General features: G+C 44.1%; 22 protein-coding genes. 16 read left to right on the forward strand and 6 right to left on the reverse strand.

The annotated features are described in order from the left end of the window. Positions 1-117 precede the first annotated feature (117 nt). From SFRI_RS11705 to SFRI_RS11720, 4 genes are read left to right on the forward strand one after another with little or no spacing between them, the layout of a single operon-like run. Positions 118-855: a DUF1538 domain-containing protein gene (locus tag SFRI_RS11705; RefSeq protein ID WP_011637726.1), complete on the forward strand. Its 738-nt coding sequence runs from the start codon at positions 118-120 to the stop codon at positions 853-855. A gap of 30 nt (positions 856-885) precedes the next feature. After that, positions 886-1,653, forward strand: a complete 768-nt coding sequence (locus tag SFRI_RS11710; RefSeq protein WP_011637727.1) for a DUF1538 domain-containing protein — start codon at positions 886-888, stop codon at positions 1,651-1,653. Positions 1,654-1,656: 3 nt separating this feature from the next. Next, on the forward strand, positions 1,657-2,007 hold the full coding sequence (locus SFRI_RS11715; protein WP_011637728.1) for a P-II family nitrogen regulator: 351 nt from the start codon (positions 1,657-1,659) through the stop codon (positions 2,005-2,007). Further along, a complete protein-coding gene (locus tag SFRI_RS11720) occupies positions 2,004-2,408 on the forward strand; it encodes a CBS domain-containing protein (RefSeq protein ID WP_011637729.1) in 405 nt (134 codons plus the stop codon). The genes SFRI_RS11715 and SFRI_RS11720 overlap by 4 nt, the downstream gene beginning before the upstream one ends. A gap of 29 nt (positions 2,409-2,437) precedes the next feature. Here the strand turns inward: SFRI_RS11720 and SFRI_RS11725 are convergent, their stop codons facing one another. Then, on the reverse strand, positions 2,438-3,307 hold the full coding sequence (locus SFRI_RS11725) for a LysR family transcriptional regulator (RefSeq protein ID WP_011637730.1): 870 nt from the start codon (positions 3,305-3,307) through the stop codon (positions 2,438-2,440). 240 nt (positions 3,308-3,547) lie between these two features. On the opposite strand from SFRI_RS11725, the gene SFRI_RS11730 reads away from it, so the two are divergent. Together SFRI_RS11730 and SFRI_RS11735 are read left to right on the forward strand one after the other, a co-directional pair. Next, the gene (locus SFRI_RS11730; protein WP_011637731.1) at positions 3,548-3,751 is read left to right on the forward strand and encodes a putative quinol monooxygenase; all 204 of its coding nucleotides are present in this window, start codon (positions 3,548-3,550) and stop codon (positions 3,749-3,751) included. A gap of 3 nt (positions 3,752-3,754) precedes the next feature. Next, on the forward strand, positions 3,755-4,792 hold the full coding sequence (locus tag SFRI_RS11735; protein WP_011637732.1) for a Gfo/Idh/MocA family protein: 1,038 nt from the start codon (positions 3,755-3,757) through the stop codon (positions 4,790-4,792). On the opposite strand, the gene SFRI_RS11740 is transcribed toward SFRI_RS11735, so the two are convergent. Then, a complete protein-coding gene (locus SFRI_RS11740) occupies positions 4,754-5,158 on the reverse strand; it encodes an NUDIX hydrolase (protein ID WP_011637733.1) in 405 nt (134 codons plus the stop codon). The two genes, SFRI_RS11735 and SFRI_RS11740, sit on opposite strands and share 39 nt — an antisense overlap. A 48-nt stretch (positions 5,159-5,206) precedes the next feature. Further along, on the reverse strand, positions 5,207-5,641 hold the full coding sequence (locus SFRI_RS11745; protein WP_011637734.1) for a hypothetical protein: 435 nt from the start codon (positions 5,639-5,641) through the stop codon (positions 5,207-5,209). Between the two features lie 564 nt (positions 5,642-6,205). On the opposite strand from SFRI_RS11745, the gene SFRI_RS11750 reads away from it, so the two are divergent. The 10 genes from SFRI_RS11750 (at position 6,206) to SFRI_RS11795 (ending at position 14,105) form a co-directional block, all read left to right on the forward strand. Continuing rightward, the gene (locus SFRI_RS11750) at positions 6,206-6,643 is read left to right on the forward strand and encodes a Rap1a/Tai family immunity protein (RefSeq protein WP_150099385.1); all 438 of its coding nucleotides are present in this window, start codon (positions 6,206-6,208) and stop codon (positions 6,641-6,643) included. After that, on the forward strand, positions 6,640-7,161 hold the full coding sequence (locus SFRI_RS11755) for a Na+/H+ antiporter subunit E (protein ID WP_011637736.1): 522 nt from the start codon (positions 6,640-6,642) through the stop codon (positions 7,159-7,161). The genes SFRI_RS11750 and SFRI_RS11755 overlap by 4 nt, the downstream gene beginning before the upstream one ends. Before the next feature lie 2 nt (positions 7,162-7,163). Beyond that, on the forward strand, positions 7,164-7,445 hold the full coding sequence (locus SFRI_RS11760; RefSeq protein WP_011637737.1) for an MrpF/PhaF family protein: 282 nt from the start codon (positions 7,164-7,166) through the stop codon (positions 7,443-7,445). Next, entirely contained in the window at positions 7,438-7,797 is a 360-nt protein-coding gene (gene mnhG / locus SFRI_RS11765) for a monovalent cation/H(+) antiporter subunit G (RefSeq protein WP_011637738.1), read from the forward strand. The genes SFRI_RS11760 and mnhG overlap by 8 nt, the downstream gene beginning before the upstream one ends. Beyond that, positions 7,794-8,774, forward strand: coding sequence for a DUF4040 domain-containing protein (locus tag SFRI_RS11770; RefSeq protein WP_011637739.1), 981 nt, complete (start codon positions 7,794-7,796; stop codon positions 8,772-8,774). The genes mnhG and SFRI_RS11770 overlap by 4 nt, the downstream gene beginning before the upstream one ends. Beyond that, complete coding sequence (locus tag SFRI_RS11775) at positions 8,771-9,130, forward strand: cation:proton antiporter subunit C (RefSeq protein WP_011637740.1); 360 nt, start codon at positions 8,771-8,773, stop codon at positions 9,128-9,130. The genes SFRI_RS11770 and SFRI_RS11775 overlap by 4 nt, the downstream gene beginning before the upstream one ends. A 5-nt stretch (positions 9,131-9,135) precedes the next feature. Beyond that, entirely contained in the window at positions 9,136-10,449 is a 1,314-nt protein-coding gene (locus tag SFRI_RS11780; protein WP_011637741.1) for a monovalent cation/H+ antiporter subunit D family protein, read from the forward strand. A 174-nt stretch (positions 10,450-10,623) separates the two neighbouring features. Continuing rightward, positions 10,624-12,090, forward strand: coding sequence for a monovalent cation/H+ antiporter subunit D family protein (locus SFRI_RS11785; protein WP_011637743.1), 1,467 nt, complete (start codon positions 10,624-10,626; stop codon positions 12,088-12,090). 1 nt (position 12,091) lies between these two features. Beyond that, the gene (locus tag SFRI_RS11790) at positions 12,092-12,406 is read left to right on the forward strand and encodes a hypothetical protein (RefSeq protein ID WP_011637744.1); all 315 of its coding nucleotides are present in this window, start codon (positions 12,092-12,094) and stop codon (positions 12,404-12,406) included. Continuing rightward, positions 12,396-14,105, forward strand: a complete 1,710-nt coding sequence (locus tag SFRI_RS11795) for a Na(+)/H(+) antiporter subunit D (RefSeq protein ID WP_011637745.1) — start codon at positions 12,396-12,398, stop codon at positions 14,103-14,105. The genes SFRI_RS11790 and SFRI_RS11795 overlap by 11 nt, the downstream gene beginning before the upstream one ends. An 866-nt stretch (positions 14,106-14,971) precedes the next feature. On the opposite strand, the gene SFRI_RS11800 is transcribed toward SFRI_RS11795, so the two are convergent. Genes SFRI_RS11800 through SFRI_RS11810 form a run of 3 tightly spaced genes read right to left on the reverse strand, consistent with a single transcriptional unit; the run spans position 14,972 to position 18,452 of the window. Next, positions 14,972-17,590, reverse strand: coding sequence for a cation-translocating P-type ATPase (locus SFRI_RS11800; RefSeq protein WP_011637746.1), 2,619 nt, complete (start codon positions 17,588-17,590; stop codon positions 14,972-14,974). 1 nt (position 17,591) lies between these two features. Further along, positions 17,592-18,176: a VIT1/CCC1 transporter family protein gene (locus tag SFRI_RS11805; RefSeq protein WP_011637747.1), complete on the reverse strand. Its 585-nt coding sequence runs from the start codon at positions 18,174-18,176 to the stop codon at positions 17,592-17,594. Between the two features lie 6 nt (positions 18,177-18,182). Further along, the gene (locus tag SFRI_RS11810) at positions 18,183-18,452 is read right to left on the reverse strand and encodes a DUF211 domain-containing protein (protein WP_011637748.1); all 270 of its coding nucleotides are present in this window, start codon (positions 18,450-18,452) and stop codon (positions 18,183-18,185) included. Positions 18,453-18,605 lie beyond the last annotated feature (153 nt).

Below are 18,605 nucleotides of genomic sequence, written 5' to 3' on the forward strand. Positions count from 1 at the left end.
CTTAGGTCAACTTAATGAAAATCATTGTAAACAATATGTTGCGAAATATTGTCCCATAGGCACACTAAATTATCCCGCTTGTTATTTATCTCAGCGCAAAATAATACAGGAGCCAAGATGTCTGCCATCACCAAATTGCTCCAAGCGATGTTAAGTAGCTTCAAAGACCTTATTCCGATTATCTTAGTGGTCAGTTTTTTTGAAATATTTGTGCTTCATCAAGCGCCTGCAGAACTTGGATCTATTCTTATTGGCGTGGTGTTTATTGTATTAGGATTGACCTTTTTTGTATTTGGTTTGGAAATGGGTTTATTTCCTATTGGCGAATCACTTGCTGAAGCATTAGCCCGCAAAGGCAGTGTATTTTGGTTAGTTATTTTCTCATTCTCATTAGGTTTTGGTACCACATTAGCAGAACCAGCCCTCACGGCAGTGGCAAACGAAGCGGCACAGGTTGCCGCTAATGCTGGTGCGATCGAGTCAAATAAACAATCCATGAGCTCCTATGCGATGGGCTTACGATTAACCGTCGCGGTCTCGGTTGGCCTAGCCATTTTACTTGGGGTCATTCGTATTCTTAAGGGATGGCCAATCCACTACCTCATTATTGGCGGTTACGTGTTGGTAATGATCCTCACCAGCTTTGCACCTGCCAACATTATCGGCATTGCATATGATTCTGGTGGCGTCACTACATCGACCATTACTGTGCCTTTAGTGACAGCACTAGGGGTTGGCCTAGCAAGTGTGATTAAAGGCCGTAATCCGATGGTAGATGGCTTTGGATTAATTGCTTTTGCAAGCCTTAGTCCAATGATTTTTGTATTACTGTACGGCATGGTGTTTTTGCAGTGATCGCAATCGCGAACTATATGAGGAGTTGTTTTGCTCAATGAACTGATTAGCACTTTATTACTGACTGCTCGTGATGTTATACCTATCGCGATAATTTTGTTTGGCTTTCAGCTGGGCGTGCTTAAACGTCCAATAAACCAATGGCGTAAAGTATTACTCGGATTTGTTTATGTGATTATCGGACTCACTTTTTTTCTTGTTGGTTTGCAATTGGCGCTATTCCCTATCGGTGAGAGCATGGCCAATCAACTGACCACCAGCGAGTTTTTACACCCTGATGGTGGTAATGAGCCGTATATTTGGCAAGACTACTTTTGGGTTTATGTGTTTGCCGCCGCAATCGGTTTTAGCACCACCATCGCAGAACCGTCATTAATTGCAGTGGCAATCAAAGCCAACCAAGTTTCGGGTGGCACCATTGGCATCCAAGGCCTGCGAATGTCTGTGGCGTTTGGCGTGGCGATTGGGATTACGTTGGGTTGTTTTCGTATTGTGGTTGGCGATCCCATTCACTATTACATTATGGCCGGCTATGTGGTGGTGGTCATTCAAACTTTTTATGCCCCAAAAATGATTGTCCCTTTAGCTTATGACTCTGGTGGGGTAACCACCTCAACGGTAACTGTGCCATTAGTTGCGGCATTAGGACTTGGGCTTGCCACCAATGTTGAAGGCCGTAATCCATTAATTGATGGCTTTGGCTTGATTGCCTTTGCCAGTTTATTTCCGATGATCACCGTAATGGGTTACGCCCAAGCGGTTGACTATTTATCCAAACGAAAAGCCACTAAGGAGTAACCTATGCGCTTTAAATTAATTGTCGCTTTTGTCGATGATGACTGTACCGATAAGGTACTTGATGCAGCGCGTGTTGCAGGCGCAACGGGTGCCACGGTAATTAATCATGCTCGCGGGGAAGGCTTAGAAAAAAAGAAAACCTTTATGGGGCTTACCTTGGATGTTCAGCGAGATGTGATTTTATGGTTGGTAGAAGAACACATGAGCCGCAACATTCTCGAAACCATTTCTAACGTAGGTGAATTTGACACAAATTCAGGCAAAGGTATTGCGATTCAAATTGATGTTGAAGATGCCGTTGGTGTGGCCCATCAAGTTCAAAAATTGAGTAAAGACATTGAGGATCAAATATGAGTAGCACAACCCCTATTCGTAATCGCGACGTCATGAATAACCATTACGTCATGGTTGATGGAATGCACACTGTGGCCGAAGCGATCCAAGAAGCCATTAGCAATAACGTCAATATATTAGTGGTGAATAAACGCAATGAGCATGACGAATTCGGCATGGTACTCATGAGCGATATTGCTCGTAAAGTATTAGCCAAAGACAAGTCACCTGAGCGCACCAATATTTACGAAATCATGATAAAGCCAGTGCTTTCGGTGCCTTTAGATATGGACGTTCGCTACACAGCAAGGCTTTTTGAGCGCTTTAATATCAATAAAGCGCCGGTGATTGAAGCGGGTGAGATTTTAGGGTTTGTCACTTATGACAATATTGTGCTTAAGGGCATGATAGCAAAGTCATAATATGCATCTACTATATTATGCACATGTGGTTATTCGAGCTGGCGAATAATAAAATCAATCAAAGTTCGTGTTTTTAATGGCAGATTTTTGTCTTTATATAATAAGTGTATTGGCATCGCATCTGGAGGTATTAATGCGCTGACATTTATTAATAATCCAGCTTGAATTGCCTCTTGCACCACAATCTGTGGCTGTAAAATAATGCCCAGTCCATCTATCGCGGCTTGGATTAATACCAAGCCACTATTGGACAACAATCTAAAGCTGCGTTTACCAAACAACTGGCTATGGGCAACCGCTAATGAAGCACTTTTCGAATAGCTAAAGCCTAAACAATCATGCTGAGGTAAATCGCTAATTGACGCTATTGGCGAGTGTTGAGCTAAATAGTGAGGCGAAGCACAAAATACCATTTCATAATTCATAATATGCCTGCCAATTAACGCAGAGTCATCAAGATTGCCAATTCTGACCACCACATCAGCATGATCGACCATGGGATCGATTAGATTATTATCAAGTCGCAGCTCTACATCAATTTGCGGATATTGCAGTAAAAATTGATTCACTATCGGTGCCAGCACAATATTGCCAAAACTCACTGGAGCATTAATTCTAATGGTGCCTTTTGGCGTCGAACTCATCGACTGCAGCGTGTTTTCAGCTTGCTCAATAGCCATCAAGATTATCTGGCATTCTTGGTAATAAACGTGGCCTGATTCCGTTAATTCTTGTTGACGAGTAGTACGGTTAATCAACTTAACCCCAAGGTAGGCCTCTAACTGATTAATGTGTTTACTCACCATAGTCCGGCTGATATTAAATTTATGCGCAGCTGTGCCGTAGTTGCCCTGCTCAGCCACATGACTAAACACCTGCATCGCGGTTAATTTATCCACCGAATATCCTTAATATTGCATCAAACCAGTGTTAATTATAAACCTATGGTGTTTTCTGTAAACACCAGTAGGCCATTTTGCCTTGCGCCTAACTGGTTTACGATGCCCCATTATTATTAAGGGGTCGATATGGATAACAAACTGGATCAACAAGGCGTGTTTATCACCGCAGAAATTCACATTAAAGACCAAGTGCCTTTGGCACAAGGAATCGCAGCTGTCCGTCAATTCTGAGCAGATATGAATAGCGAACCAGGCTGTTCACTTGCAATGGCTCTGCAAAATAAAACCAATCCTAAGCAATTTGTGTTTTGGGAACGTTATAACGACCAAGCGGCATTTGATGCCCACTTTGCAGCTGTTCATACTCAAGCCTTTATCAAATCGGCGTTAACCGATCTAAAGCAAGCGTTTGACTATCAACTATTAACCACTGAGGGATAATTAATGTCTGGATCGATTAAATGGGCAATTTTAGGCACCAGTTTTATCTCTGGGGTAATGGCTGATGCGATTAAAGCACAAGGTCAAAGCACAATTTTTGGTGTTGCCGGACGCAACACCACAACATTGGCAGAGTTCGCCACCCAGTATCAAATTCCACATCAATTTTCGGATTTTGATGCGTTAATCAACACCCCAGAAGTCGATGTTATCTACATTGCTCTGCCAAATCATCTACATCATGAATACATAATCAAAGCGGCTAATGCTGGTAAAGCAATTTTATGTGAAAAATCATTGTCCGTAGACATGCAAAAAACAACAGAAAGCCTTGATGCTGTAACGCAAAACAAGGTGTTTTTCCTTGAAGGCTTAATGTATTTAGCTCACCCCTTTATGCAACAGCTAAGCAAAACATTAGCCACTGGTGTGATTGGTGAAGTAAAAAGTATTCGCGGCCAATACTGTGCATCCATTAGCCAGTTTGTTAACCCTGCCAGCCTTGGTGCATTATTTAACTTAGGTTGCTACCCTGCATCATTAATGCAGTTAGTCATGCAACAGCAATTTGGTACCGAGCAAAGCCAACAATACCAAATTGAAGCGACGGGTAGACGCGGCCAAGACGGTAATATTTGCGAATCAACCGCCATTGTCAGTTACAGCAACGGCGTGCAATGTCATCTGCATACCGCTGAAGACTATGGTCTGCACGCAGGCTTTACTATTTTAGGCAGCTTAGGAAGTATTGAGTTCACTTCAAACCCTTGGTTACCAGAATCTCAGGGTAATCATTTTACGGTGAGATTATATGAACAAGAAGCTGAAGTGCTAGATGTTGAAGTAGTAAACGTTGAAGCTAAAGGCAATGGGTTTTACTATCAAGTAGAAGCTGTGCTTAACGCATTAGAAACCAAGCAATACACAGTACCTAGACCTTTGGTACAAGTCAGTGATTCTGTTGATATTATGCAAATGTTAACCACATGGCATAAAGCCGCCTTAGAAAGCCGCGCTGCGAACCACACCACTGAATGCTAAACATTCGCTTACTCGCTGTTGCTGAATGTTAGATAATTCAGTAACAGCAACGAAAGCGTACTCGCTGTGTTCATCGCTTAAACTTATTTGGGCACCTTTGGGTAACTCGCAGCGAAAGATAAACGCTTGCGATTGATACGCACTGTGAAAATACACTCCAGACAGATATTGCACATCCACCTCACAGCCCAACTCTTCAAAACATTCACGTTGTAATGCCTGATGAATCGTTTCATTAGGGTCAAGCCCACCACCCGGCAAGCCCCAATGTTTGTCACCATAAGTGGCTTTTAACAGCAAGACTTCCCCTACTGTATTGGTTATGACCGCGTGAGAACTGAGTCTAAATAAATCATTAAAAGCCATGATGGTTTTCCTGTTATAAATAGAGGCTTGTTATGTGCTCTTAAAAAACTAGCGCCATAACTGCTTTGTACCAAGTAAATAGTAAATGCCATAGATGCAACAAACTGTTGAGCTCACTAACCAAAAAGCCAGAGAGTTTTGATGGATATCGGGTGATGACGTGAAAAAAGGCACAATTAACCCCGCCACTCCACGAATGAGGTATACCGCGGTGATTAACACTAAACATGTTTTTAGAAACGGTAACTTAACAATTAAGCCCGCGCCCGAAAATGCGTAAAGCCCCCAAACAGAAAGAACAGCAGCGATAATCAATGTGACAATGGTAGGATAAATATCACCGGCAGCAGCCATTTTAGCCATTTTTTCACCAGCACCAAAAAAGAGGTACCAGTCTGGGCCGCCAAATATACAACTGATGTGTAGCAAGGCAGCAAAGATACTTAAGCAGCCAGCAATAACGAGTAAACCATTCCGTTGCATGCAAAATCCTTTCGGCACTTGCTCCGCTATGGAGTATGTAATAGTTAGTCTGTTAGCATATGTAGCGAAGCGAAAACGAGTTCAACATTAGTCGCTTATTCGCTATGACTTTTTAAATGGTTTGCATAACGTGCCTTGATGGTAGCTCATTTATGACCTCCCATTATTCAGTGACTATATAGAACTACGCAGTGAAAATATCGGCGTTGGTTTAAGATATGGCCTGCGGCCACTAATATCCTAATTAAACTGCTAATAAGTTTAACTGAGCACTAAGCGTTTGTGGCGAAATATGCATGACTTTTGATGCCTGAGCGATACTCCCATATGTCGCTATCATATGAAAAGACTGCAAGGGATGATAATTAAACTTACCATATGATTCCCTAATGTACTTTCTTTCATCTAATGTTTATTTTCTCAAAATACAGTATCAATTTTTTATTGATGAAAAAAAAACTAAAATAGACTTTTAGTACTATGATTAATTGTATAAAGTTAAGTCATTAGAGAAAAAGGATTTATATGTCAAAAAGTAGTTTCCCCTTAATGGTTTTCGCTTTCTTGGCCGTTCAATTATTGTCAGTACCACCAGCTAAGGCAGTAGAGGTACTGACGGCTCAAGAACTTTCATCGCACTGCGCACTGTTTAACTCTGAACCAGAAAGCGTTGATGGTCAGTATTGTGTCCGCTATATTCAAGGCTTTATAGATGGTGCAATAGCGACCGATGCAAGAGTCATGCTAAATGCGGAAAGTGCACTTGCAAGTAAAGAGACTTTCACGGAACGCGCGATTCGCACTCGTATGCCAAACCGTTTAGACCGTTCCAGAGCAGCAGGCCTAGCCGGTTTTTGCCTCGGAGATCCGCTGCCATTGCGCGATGTTGTTAACGTTATCGTCGCCGATCTAGCAGCCCAAACAGATAACAGCGAAGAAAATGAACCGGCGATGGAAGTCGTCTATAAATCATTACTGAAAAACTATCCCTGCAAACTATGAGCTTAACTCTAACCCAGCATACGTTTCAACGCGGCGAAACAAGACTCTCGTCTGTTTTGCTACTTCTGCTTATTTTAGCAATATCTTGGCTTCTCTGGTCGGGACTCTACAAACCACTGGTCATGAGTTTGGGGGCTTTGTCCTGCTTGCTCAGCGTTTACTTGGCACATCGTATGGGCTTTTTCCGGCATCATACAAATTTGCTTAGACTTATGCCTCGCCTGCCTGGCTATTGGTTGTGGCTGTTACGAGAGATTATTATTTCGAGTCTGGACGTAGCCAAGCTAATCCTGAAACCCTCTATGCCTATAAGCCCAACCGTGGTTGTGCTTGAAGCGGAAGCCAAAACGGACGTGGGCCAAGTAATTCTTGGCAATTCCATTACCCTGTCTCCTGGAACCGTCACGTTGGATTTACACGAGGGGAAAATATTGATTCATTGCCTAACCAGTGAAAGCGCAAAAGAATTACAAAAAGGCGAAGCGAATCGTCGAGTAGCAGCTCTGGAGCCTCGCTAATTATGTATATTGTTGTCTCTATAGCCATTTTGGTGACTATGGTATTGGCCTTAGTGAGAGCACTTAAAGGGCCAAGCGTTTACGATCGCGTACTGGCAGTCAATGTGTTTGGTACCAAGACCGTATTGTTATTGTCCGTCATTGCATTTCTTTACGGTCGGCCTGATTTTCTTGATCTTGCGTTGGCCTACGCCCTGGTCAATATGGTAGGGATTCTTGCAGTATTAAATTTTTTCCAAAATCGTTCCCGTAGAAAATCTGATTCCGAGGCAGAAAATGATTGATGTCGCGCTAGATATTCTGAGTTGGATTTTACTCGTTCTAGGTGGTGCCTGCGTGTTAATCGGCGGTATAGGCGGCCTGCGCCTGCCAAACTTTTACACCAGAATTCATGCCGCCAGTCTTACTGATACCATGGCGACTATCTTAATTTTTGTTGGTATGATCCTACAAGCAGGTTTGTCTCTAGCCGCTATTAAACTGTTTGCTATTATGCTGTTTTTGCTGCTGACTGGCCCAACTGCTACCTATGCGTTGGCCAATGCCGCGCTATTATCCGGTCTCAAGCCAGACGATGGAAGCGCTAGCGACGCACCCAAGGCTAACAACTTACCCAAAGAGGGGGCTGGAGAATGATCTTAATTTTTGCGCTATTCCTACTGACCCTTCTCGTCATTACCGCTATTGCTATAGTGCGCACCGACGACCTGTTTGTCGCGGTAATGCTGACATCTATTTTCAGTTTACTAATGGCGGCCAACTTTTTTATTTTGGACGCTGCTGATGTAGCACTAACAGAAGCCGCGGTGGGTGCTGGAGTGACAACGGTAATCTTCCTCTGTGCATTGGAGCTGACTGGTGACCGGGAAAAAGCGCGAGTTGGAGGTCGGTGGATAGCTCTAAGTACTGTGGGCGTTCTGGCATTGCTAATAATATACGCCACTTTCGACAAACCACGGCTCGGCGACCCTGATGCCCCAGTGCATCAGCATCTTGCGCCTTGGTATCTAGAAAAAACGCCTGAGTATATTGATATTCCCAATGTGGTCACCGCAATCCTTGGCAGCTTTCGAGGCTATGACACGCTGGGCGAAGTGTTTGTTGTTTTCGCTGCTTGTATCGGGGTTTTATTCATCCTTGGTGTGAGCCCTTCACGAAAAAATCAGCCAGTGATTAAAAAAAGTAGTGGTCTACGCCACCATCTGATCCCCCAAGTAGTCGGCCGACTGCTGATACCATTTATCGTGTTATTTGGTCTTTATGTACAATTCCATGGCGAATATGGCCCGGGCGGAGGATTCCAAGCTGGTGCAATTATTGCCACAGGCATAATCCTTTACGCGCTGCTCGAAGGCGAATCCGAAGCGTTGCGCGCAATACCTCGCGGGGTGCTGTTGGGTATGGTTATAGGCGGTGCATTGCTATATGGCGGCGTGGGTGTGGCCTGCATGTTGATGGGAGGAACATTTCTAGATTATTCAGTACTAGCCACTGACCCTGTGTTTGGGCAACAGCTGGGTATTTTAATTATCGAGGCCGGCGTTGGCATGGCGGTATGTGGTGCACTTCTGGCCATTTTCCATGCGTTCGCTGCCCGTGAGAGATTGTCATGAAACTATTAGAACTGCTGGGCTACTTCAATTATTGGGTATTCGCTATCATTTTAACGGTGGGACTGTATGCCGTGATTAGCAAAACCAATTTGATTAAAAAACTCATTGGATTATCCATATTTCAATCTGCTGTATTCCTTATGTATATTACTATGGACAAGGTAGAAGGCGGAACAGCCCCCATCATACAAAGCGGTGTAGAAGATCAAATATTTTCAAACCCAGTACCACAGGTACTGATACTAACAGCCATCGTTGTGGGAGTATCTACCCTCGCATTGGGACTGGCCATGGTTGTACGTATCAAAGAATGTTATGGCACGATCGAAGAAAACGAAATTTTGGATGCCGACTGACTACTATGGATTTATTAGCACACCTTCCTGCTTTGCAAGTTGTGATACCGATGTTGTCGGCACCACTTATCGTCATGTTACAACCGCGAGGTTTAGCTTGGGCCGCAGCAACTGCCGCTGCACTAGTTAGTTTTTCCATCGCCGTTGCGCTCACTTTGGCTGTTTTAGACGGACAAGCCCTCCAATACGCTATGGGGGGCTGGCCGGCACCTTATGGCATAGCACTGTCGGTTGATACGTTTAGTGCCATTATTTTGCTGGTGATCACGGGAGCCAGCACAGCAGCCTTACTCGCTGCCAAACCAAGTATTGATCAGCAAATAGAATTAGAACGCCAACCACTTTTCTATGCGGCTTGGCTTTTGGTTTTATCTGGACTGGTGGGTATTGTCGTATCAGCAGATGCCTTCAATATTTTTGTTTTCATGGAAATTTCATCTCTTGCCAGCTACATATTAATAGCTGGAGGTCCAGACCGTCGGGCTCTTCCAGCCGTTTTCAAATATCTAATGATGGGCACTATTGGCGCAACCTTTTATCTAATTGGTGTAGGTCTAATCTACATGATGACCGGCACGCTTAACTTAGCCGATATTCAAGATCGCCTCGGTGATGTGACCGATATAAATCCAGTTTTAGTTGCTGCTGGATTCATCACTATTGGGTTGGCCCTTAAAGCTGCTGTGTTTCCTTTGCATGTATGGGTTCCAAACGCTTATACACATGCTCCGCACATGGTAACCGTGTTTCTCGCTGCTTGCGCGACCAAGGTTGCACTGTATGTACTTATCCGATTTGACTATATGGTATTTCAAGCCACGCTTGAGGATCACGAAGTTCAGTTCGCATTGTTTGCGATGCCATTGGCAATTCTCGGAATACTTATTGCTTCTGCAGTTGCGATGTTCGAAGGACATCTTAAAAGGCGGCTTGCTTCATCATCTATAGCACAAATAGGCTATATTTTGCTTGGCGTTAGCTTTGTAAGCATGGCTGGACTAAGCGCCAGCGCAATGCATATGTTCAACCATGCGCTAGCAAAAGGTGGGTTGTTCCTGGCAGTTGCTTGCCTAGCTTATCAGTATCGTGACTTGCGCCTAGATCAACTCGGTGGTGCTGCAGCTCGTATGCCCTGGACTTGTGCTGCTTTTGTTGTGTGTGGTTTGAGCTTAATCGGCGTGCCTGGTACTGCAGGGTTTATTAGTAAATGGCTCCTTATCACCGCAGCTTTGGAAAGCGGTCCTTGGGGGGGGGGGGCTAGTAGCAATTATTCTAGTCAGTTCCTTGATGGCGGTGGTTTATGTTTGGCGCATCGTTGAGGCGCTTTACTTCCAAGCTCCTGTCGAAGGAGAAGGCCCAACATCTGAAGCACCAATACAAATGTTATTAGTTACCGGTTTTGTTGCACTACTCAATATATACTTCGGACTGTTTCCACAGGTTCCATTAGAACTCGCAAATAGTGCTGCAGCCCTTCTATTGGAGGGTTCAAAATGACACCAGAAACTACCATATTAGTCGCCATTGGTCTTCCTCTAGTAGGAGCTCTGGCTATTTCTCTTGCAGGGCGAATAGGCCCTAATATTCGCGAAGCTGCTACCGCTATTACATCTGTTTTACTAATCTGGGTTGTTTGGGGACTCATTCCTACTCTTATGGAAGGCGGAAGACCCTCAATAGAAGTAAGCGAGGTGATGCCTGGGCTAAGTATTGCATTTACTGTTGAACCTCTGGGCATGCTATTTGCGGCATTGGCATCTGGGCTTTGGCTTATCAACTCGATATATTCCGTTGGCTACATGCGCGGTAATAAAGAGAAAAACCAAACTCGATTTTATGTATGCTTCGCGTTAGCTCTTTCAGCCACTGTTGGTGTTGCTTTCGCTGGCAATCTATTCACTCTCTTTTTATTCTACGAATTATTAACACTCTCGACATACCCTCTGGTAGCACATAAAGGCGATGCAGCTACGATACGTTCGGCAAGGATTTATCTGGGTGTTTTACTGAGTACATCTATTGGTTTGTTCCTTCCTGCAATCATCTGGACTTATACCGTGGCAGGAACAGGTGATTTTACTGCCGGCGGGATCCTCGCTGGTAAGTTGAATGATCCAGAAATAGGGTTGCTTCTGGCACTATTTGTATTTGGTATCGGTAAAGCGGCTGTCATGCCGATGCATAAATGGCTACCCGCCGCTATGGTAGCCCCCACCCCAGTGAGTGCCTTACTACATGCAGTTGCGGTAGTTAAAGCTGGTGTTTTTGCTATCACTAAGATAATCATTTATATATTTGGGATTGAATATCTATTTGAATCACCCAGCTCAGAATGGCTTTTATATGTTGCGGCTTTTACCATCATTGTTGCTAGTCTTGTTGCAATGCGCCAAACCAACATCAAACGCCTGCTAGCCTACTCCACTATTGCCCAGTTATCTTATGTAGTCATGGCCTCTGCCATTCTCAAACCACTCGCAGAGGTTGGCGCCGCCTTACATATGGTCGCTCATGCTTTTGGTAAAATCACATTGTTCTTTGCTGCTGGCGCAATTTATGTTGCCTCTAAAAAGACCGAAATTCATCAATTACGTGGTATTGGTAGACGTATGCCATGGACAATGGCGGCGTTTACAATTGGTGCATTAAGTATGATTGGTGTCCCTCCCACTGCGGGGTTCGTCTCCAAATGGTACATTTTGGCCGGAGCTTTCGAAGCTAACAATCTAGTGGCAGTATTCACCATAATTGTCAGTACCCTTCTTAATGCAGCTTACTTTTTGCCTATTTTATACATAGTTTGGTTTGAGCACGAAAAAGAAGGTGACAAGGAACACGGCGAAGCACCGTTTTTAGCTGTGTTGGCATTGACTCTGACCGCCATACTGACACTCGCTTTCTTTTTGTTTAACGGTCCAGTAATTGAATTGGCAAGCCAAGTTGTTAAGGGGCTCAGTTAAAATGAATGACGAAAAACAATTACACTGGTTAGTACGGCCGTCAACTATTCGTAAGCTCTGGATTGGTTTCAGTGTTGTACTGACCTTGGTGGTTCTTGCGCAGACAGTAATATACGTTAAGGGTTATTTCGGCTTTGATGCCTGGTTTGGGTTCGGTGCCGTTTACGGATTTGTCAGTTGCCTGGTGATGGTATTAATAGCGAAATTATTAGGTCTGTTTCTAAAACGTCCACAGGATTATTATGATGAACCAGAGCAAATAAAAACCTCAGAACCTAGTCATGACAAGGTAAAGGAGAATAGCAATGGGGTTTGAATTTTTCTCTCCAGCATTTATCCTGCTAATTGCTGCTGTACTGATATGTTTTGTTAAAGGGCACGCACGAACAGCAGTTATATTAATCGCCCCAATTATTACCCTGTTGGCCATATGGCAGATCCCTGACGGAGTCCAGAGTACGGTAAAATTTCTTTCGTACAACATTGAACCTGTCGAAGGTAGTCCGCTAAGGCGATTGTTTGCGACTATTTTTACAATAATGGTCTTTGTTGGAGGTCTCTTTTCTTTTCGTATAGCACGTTGGTATGAACTTGCCGCAGCCTTTACATACGCTGCAGGTGCTATAGGAGTCTGTTTTGCCGGCGATCTTATTACCATGTTCGTCTACTGGGAACTAATGGCGATATTCTCTACTATTGTGGTTTGGTGTGGTGGTACGCCCGATTCACGCGCAGCTGGAATACGGTATGCCATAATGCATTTTCTCGGTGGCGTAATACTTAAAGTTGGAATTGTAGGTGTTGTACTTGGGACTGGTTCTATCCAAATCCAACCTATGCTGGCAACAGATTTCAGTACATGGATGATACTTATTGGCATATTGATAAACGCCGCGGCACCACCAGTGTCAGCTTGGCTAGCCGATGCATACCCAGAAACCACACCCACTGGTTCAGTATTTCTGTCGGCATTTACAACTAAAACAGCTGTATTGGCACTGATATTATTATTCCCAGGCGAACCTGTGCTGATTGGCATAGGTCTGTTTATGGTTATGTACGGTATTATTTTCGCATTATTGGAAAATGATGTGCGACGTATCCTTTCCTACTCCGTGGTTAACCAAGTCGGTTTTATGGTTGTTGCCGTAGGTATTGGTACCGAAATGGCACTTAATGGGGCTACGGCTCATGCTTTTGCACATATTATATATAAAGCGCTACTGTTTATGAGTGCTGGGGTTGTTATATACCGCACTGGGAAAAATAAATGTATGGAGCTGGGTGGTCTATTTCGCACCATGCCACTTACCTGCGTCTGCGGTATTATTGGCGCGCTAGCAATTTCAGGTTTTCCACTGACGTCAGGTTTTACCACAAAGAGCATGATTTCCCAGGCAGCTGTCGATGGGGATTTAGTTTGGGTTTACATGGCGTTAACCGCCGCATCGGCCGGTGTATTTCTTCATGCTGGCATCAAATTCCCATGGTTTGTGTTTTTCCAAAAAGACTCAGGTTTAAGGCCAAAAGATGCGCCATGGAATATGGGGTTGGCGATGATCATTTTTGCTAGCATGTGCATTTTACTGGGTGTGTTCCCAGAAACGCTTTATGCCCTATTACCCTACCCTGTTGACTACCAACCGTACTCTATTGGTAAAGTGCTGTTCTACCTGCAGTTGCTGCTATTTTCAGGATTGGCTTTCTTCGTATTATTGCCACTAATGAAACGTACCATGACGATTAGCCTCGATACAGATTGGCTTTGGCGACGTGCGGCCTTTTCATTGGTTAAGTTGATCGAACGAGCACTTAGCTCACTAGGTGAAATGGTTACGCAACAACGAAACCGCTTGCAGAAATTCTTACAACGTATGGCAGTGCGTTATCTAGGCCAACCGCATACAGCAGATAGCCAAGAGCGCGGCGTGTTCGCGCGCTCTTGGCCCGTGGGCACTACTGTGCTTTGGATCGCTGGGTTGCTATCAGCCTACGTGTTGTTGTACTACTTGTAGCTGCACTGGAACAAATTTTTCACTTGACTCCATTTAGCATAGTTATTTTTCAGATCAGATAGTGACTCTTACACGCGTTGAAGATAGATATTGTGAGGGCAGAAGGCTAGGGTTAAACATGCCATTACTAACATTTCTGTGTTTTCATAACGATAAACTTAGGCGAAGTTTTAGCACAAATCAATTTATAACAGTACAAATAAACATAACACTCTATGGGAAGGTTTTATGGTGCTGAAACGTAGAAAAAGATGCCATTTGCTAGCGACTCTCTCAAAATGAACTAGCCACTTATATCCGCTTTACCTTTGGTACTAACCTTACTTTATAAGCTAAGTAAGGTTAGCCATTTTTTAGATTCATTCTTGTAAATTAATTGATATTGAAACCAATCCCATTGCTAGCATGAGTAAATTTATGGCTAACTGATATAAGTATATTGTGAATGAATAGTCGCTCTAAATTGCTTTGAGGCAGATCTTGGCTAGCCATGCCAGCTAGCAGAGAGATGGAAAAAAGTGTGTTTGAGGTATTGATTAACCCAGCTTACTTGGTATTGGTTTAGTTTGATTTATAACGTAGCTTCATTTGAACTTATTGCGTGCAGCATGTGAGCTACAGGACGTTGTAAATGTAGCGATCACAGGGAAAAGCTCAAATCTAATTAGTTGACATATTTTGGACAAATTCAATATTTAAATTGAGGCCGTTGAAGAAAATAGAAAAATGTTGCAGGGCGGCTGGGCCAATTTTTTTAGAAGAGTTAAGAGGAAACATCCGTTGAGTTCCTCTTGTTCTGGTGTGGCAAAGCGCCACGACGTTAGTGGCCGCAGGCCATCGCGGTAACGCACTATCCATATATAACACTATGCGTAAATAACACCACGACGCATTAACCATTTTTCAATCTCGACGGCAAACAAAATAAGTGAAGACAACAACAGACAGACAATAAGATCGACCATTGGCAGAGGCTGTGTATGGAAAATGGTGTTTAACGCAGGTGTATAAATCACGACCATCTGAAATAGCAACGTTAACAGAAAAGCCCCTAACATCGGTAAATTACTGAACAAACCAATACGCAATAATGAAGTACTCTCACTGCGAACCGCCAGTGAGTGAAACAACTGCGATACCGTTAATACCGTAAACACCATTGTCTGCCAGTAAACAACGTCACGAGAAATAGCCCACGCCATAGTCGCAATGGATATTCCACCAATAAACAATCCTACCCAGAGAATATGTTGCCACATACCATGAGAAAAAATACTTTCCTTTGGAGGGCTGGGCGCACGACTCATTATATTCGGTTCGGCTGGCTCGGCGGTTAATGCAAGACCCGGCAGACCATCGGTCACTAGGTTAATCCACAGGATATGAATCGGCAGTAAAGGAATAGGCAACCCGAGAAACGGTGCAAGGAACAAGGTCCAGATTTCACCAGCATTGGAACTCAAAGTATATTTAATAAATTTGCGAATATTATCGAAAGTGCGTCGACCCGACCGTATCGCTCGCACGATTGAAGAAAAGTCATCGTCCAATAACACCATATCCGCAGCTTCGCGAGCCACATCGGTTCCCTTCTGGCCCATGGCGACACCAATACTGGCACGCTTCAATGCCGGCGCATCGTTGACGCCATCTCCAGTCATAGCGACAAATTCGCCTTTGTCCTGCAACGCTTTGACGATACGTAATTTTTGTTCCGGTGTCACCCTTGCGTACACCCATATTGAGTCAACTAGGCGGGAGAATTCTTCATCGGATATTTTAGCGAGTTGATCACCACTTAGCATCGCCCTATCGTTATCTATAATGCCCAAACGTTGTGCTATCGCAAACGCGGTACCCGGATGATCGCCAGTGATCATTACCGGAATAATTCCCGCTGTGAGACAATCTTTTACGGCCTGAGGCACTTCGGGTCGCGGCGGATCGATCAACGCCACCAGCCCCAAAAAGGTGAGTTCTCGCTCCACCACTTCAGCGTCCAACGGATCTGGCAAACAGCTAAATTCACGTTTTGCAAATGCCAGTACACGGTAACCTTTATTCGCTAACTGTGCTGCTTCAGCCAGTATGGCCGTCGCTTCAAATACTGCAACCCCATCATTACTTAATCCCTGAATACATTGTTGTAGCACCTGCTCTGGCGCGCCTTTGATGTACGCAGTTATAACATCGGATGTTTGATGCAAGGTTGTCATCTGTTTACGTTCGCTATCAAACGCAATAACGGCTATACGAGGCTTTGCCTGCTCTAAGATGGACTTATCAAAACCGACCATGTGAGCGGCTTCGAAAAGTGCTAGCTCGGTCGGCTCACCTGCAGGTTTGCCGTCTTTATCCATGATGTCATTGTTTAGTGCCATGGCTTGGCCAAGCTCTGTCCATGGAATACTGGCTTCTGACTCAGGCATTGATTGTCGCAGTTCTCCAGCGACAAAAAATAACTCCGCTGTCATGAGATTTTGTGTCAGGGTACCGGTCTTGTCTGTACATATATAGGTAACTGAACCTAGGGTTTCGACAGAGGGTAAGTTACGCACGAGCACATTATGTCGGATCAGCTTACGTGCACCCAAAGCAAGTGAAATGGTCACCACCGCAGGGAGTGCTTCCGGTATCGCAGCTACACCCAAGCTCACCGAGGTTAAAAACATCAATAATATTGACTGTCCTTGCAGCAAGCCGACAACAAACACCACTATACATATTGCCAGTACAGTCAAGGCAAGGTATCGGCCAAAACGAGACAATCGTGTTTGCAAGGGGGTTTTTACACTCGTTTCATCTTGTAGCAGTCCAGCTATTTGGCCTATCTCGGTTTCCATGCCGCTGGCAACTACCACACCTTTACCACGTCCACGAATAATCATGCTGTTCTTAAAGACTAGATTCAAACGATCACCAATGGCTAATTCTTTATCAGCTAGCGGTTCTGTTTGCTTTTCTATTGCATGTGATTCACCAGTCAGGGTTGATTCATCGACCAGCAGTTCTTCCCCTTCCAGTAAGCGCACATCAGCAGGCACAATATTTCCGGCTTCAAGCATAACAACATCACCCGGCACTAATGCTGTTGCGTCAATCGTCACTTCAAGTGCATCGCGAAATACATAAGCATCTGGCGCTGCCATTTTTCGCAGTGCCGCCACAGCGCGCTCTGCCCTAAATTCCTGTACTGTGCCGATAATTGCATTAAGCAATACGATCACCATAATAGCAATGGTATCTTGTGGCTCACCAAGAAAACCCGAAATCACCGCTGCTACCAACAACACAACTATCATGAAATCAGAAAACTGCCCGAGTAAAATGAACAGCAAGGAACGTCGTGGTTTTTGGATAATAGTATTATGACCATATTCAATCAGGCGTTTTTTGGCTTGTTCCGTAGTCAGGCCCGTTAGCGAAGAATCAAGCCGCTGTAGAACATCTGCAGATTGTAAACTGTGCCACTTTGTTGAGGACATTCTAGTTTCCGACAAAGAAGTAAATAAGCGAGGCGGTTATCACCGCAACCAATAATGATTGTATGCCACTGCGTAACCATGTGACCCCTGATATCCGGCCAAGAAATACCCCCAATAAAAAAGTGAGTAGCAGTGCCACTAAGATGGCAGCATAAAGAGGTGGAATAGGAAGGTTGATGCCAGCAATAGATAGCCATAGTGGTGACAATATTAACAGTGAAATGACCAGCGGGGCTAAGCCATTCACCAATGCAATCAACAAGGGTACCCACCGCGAGGCGACGCCATGCGCACTATTATGGAGATCACTAATCATTGCCTTCTCCAGCTCCCCCAAAGCATACTTTCGCTCGGCAGATTCACTGATGTAAGCACTGCTAATACCACTCATGCTTAGCGCAATCGCCGCCCCCAGACAGACACCAACAACCATTGATAAATCCGTGGGTGCACTGACAATAAAACCCATTATCAGCCCTAGCATGGTAAGTGCACCATCAAAACCGTTGACCACAAAATAACGACGCACAATACCCCGAGTACGAGTGATATCTAATAAAAAATTGGCCTGCGTTAACAGACTCATAATATATTAACCAGCAACCGTTTCATTATGTACTTCAACCTCATCAATACTGTGAAGAGACCCTCCCATATTGGTAATGGCAGATTGAATGGTATTAAAATCGATTTCGCTCCCAAACAGCTGTATTTGAACCGTTTCGGTATTTTCATCTATCTCAAGAACAATCAGTTTAACTCGATAATCGACACCTGTTTCTGCAATGGTTCGTGCAAAATCAAGTGCATTAGGTTGATGAGGTTTAAGCACATCCAGAACAATCCTTTTGACGTTAACCATAATAAATAGTCCTATAATCTTTTGTCTTGATAAGTATAGTAAAACCCTCATCAATTTGTGGTGAGATGTCTACTATTTCTGGGTAATTTGGCAACCTAATACCTTGGGCAATATTTGAAGCCATACTGTTTAATATGCTCCCATTTAACTAGC

The organism is Shewanella frigidimarina NCIMB 400 (assembly GCF_000014705.1).
Classification (GTDB): domain Bacteria; phylum Pseudomonadota; class Gammaproteobacteria; order Enterobacterales; family Shewanellaceae; genus Shewanella; species Shewanella frigidimarina.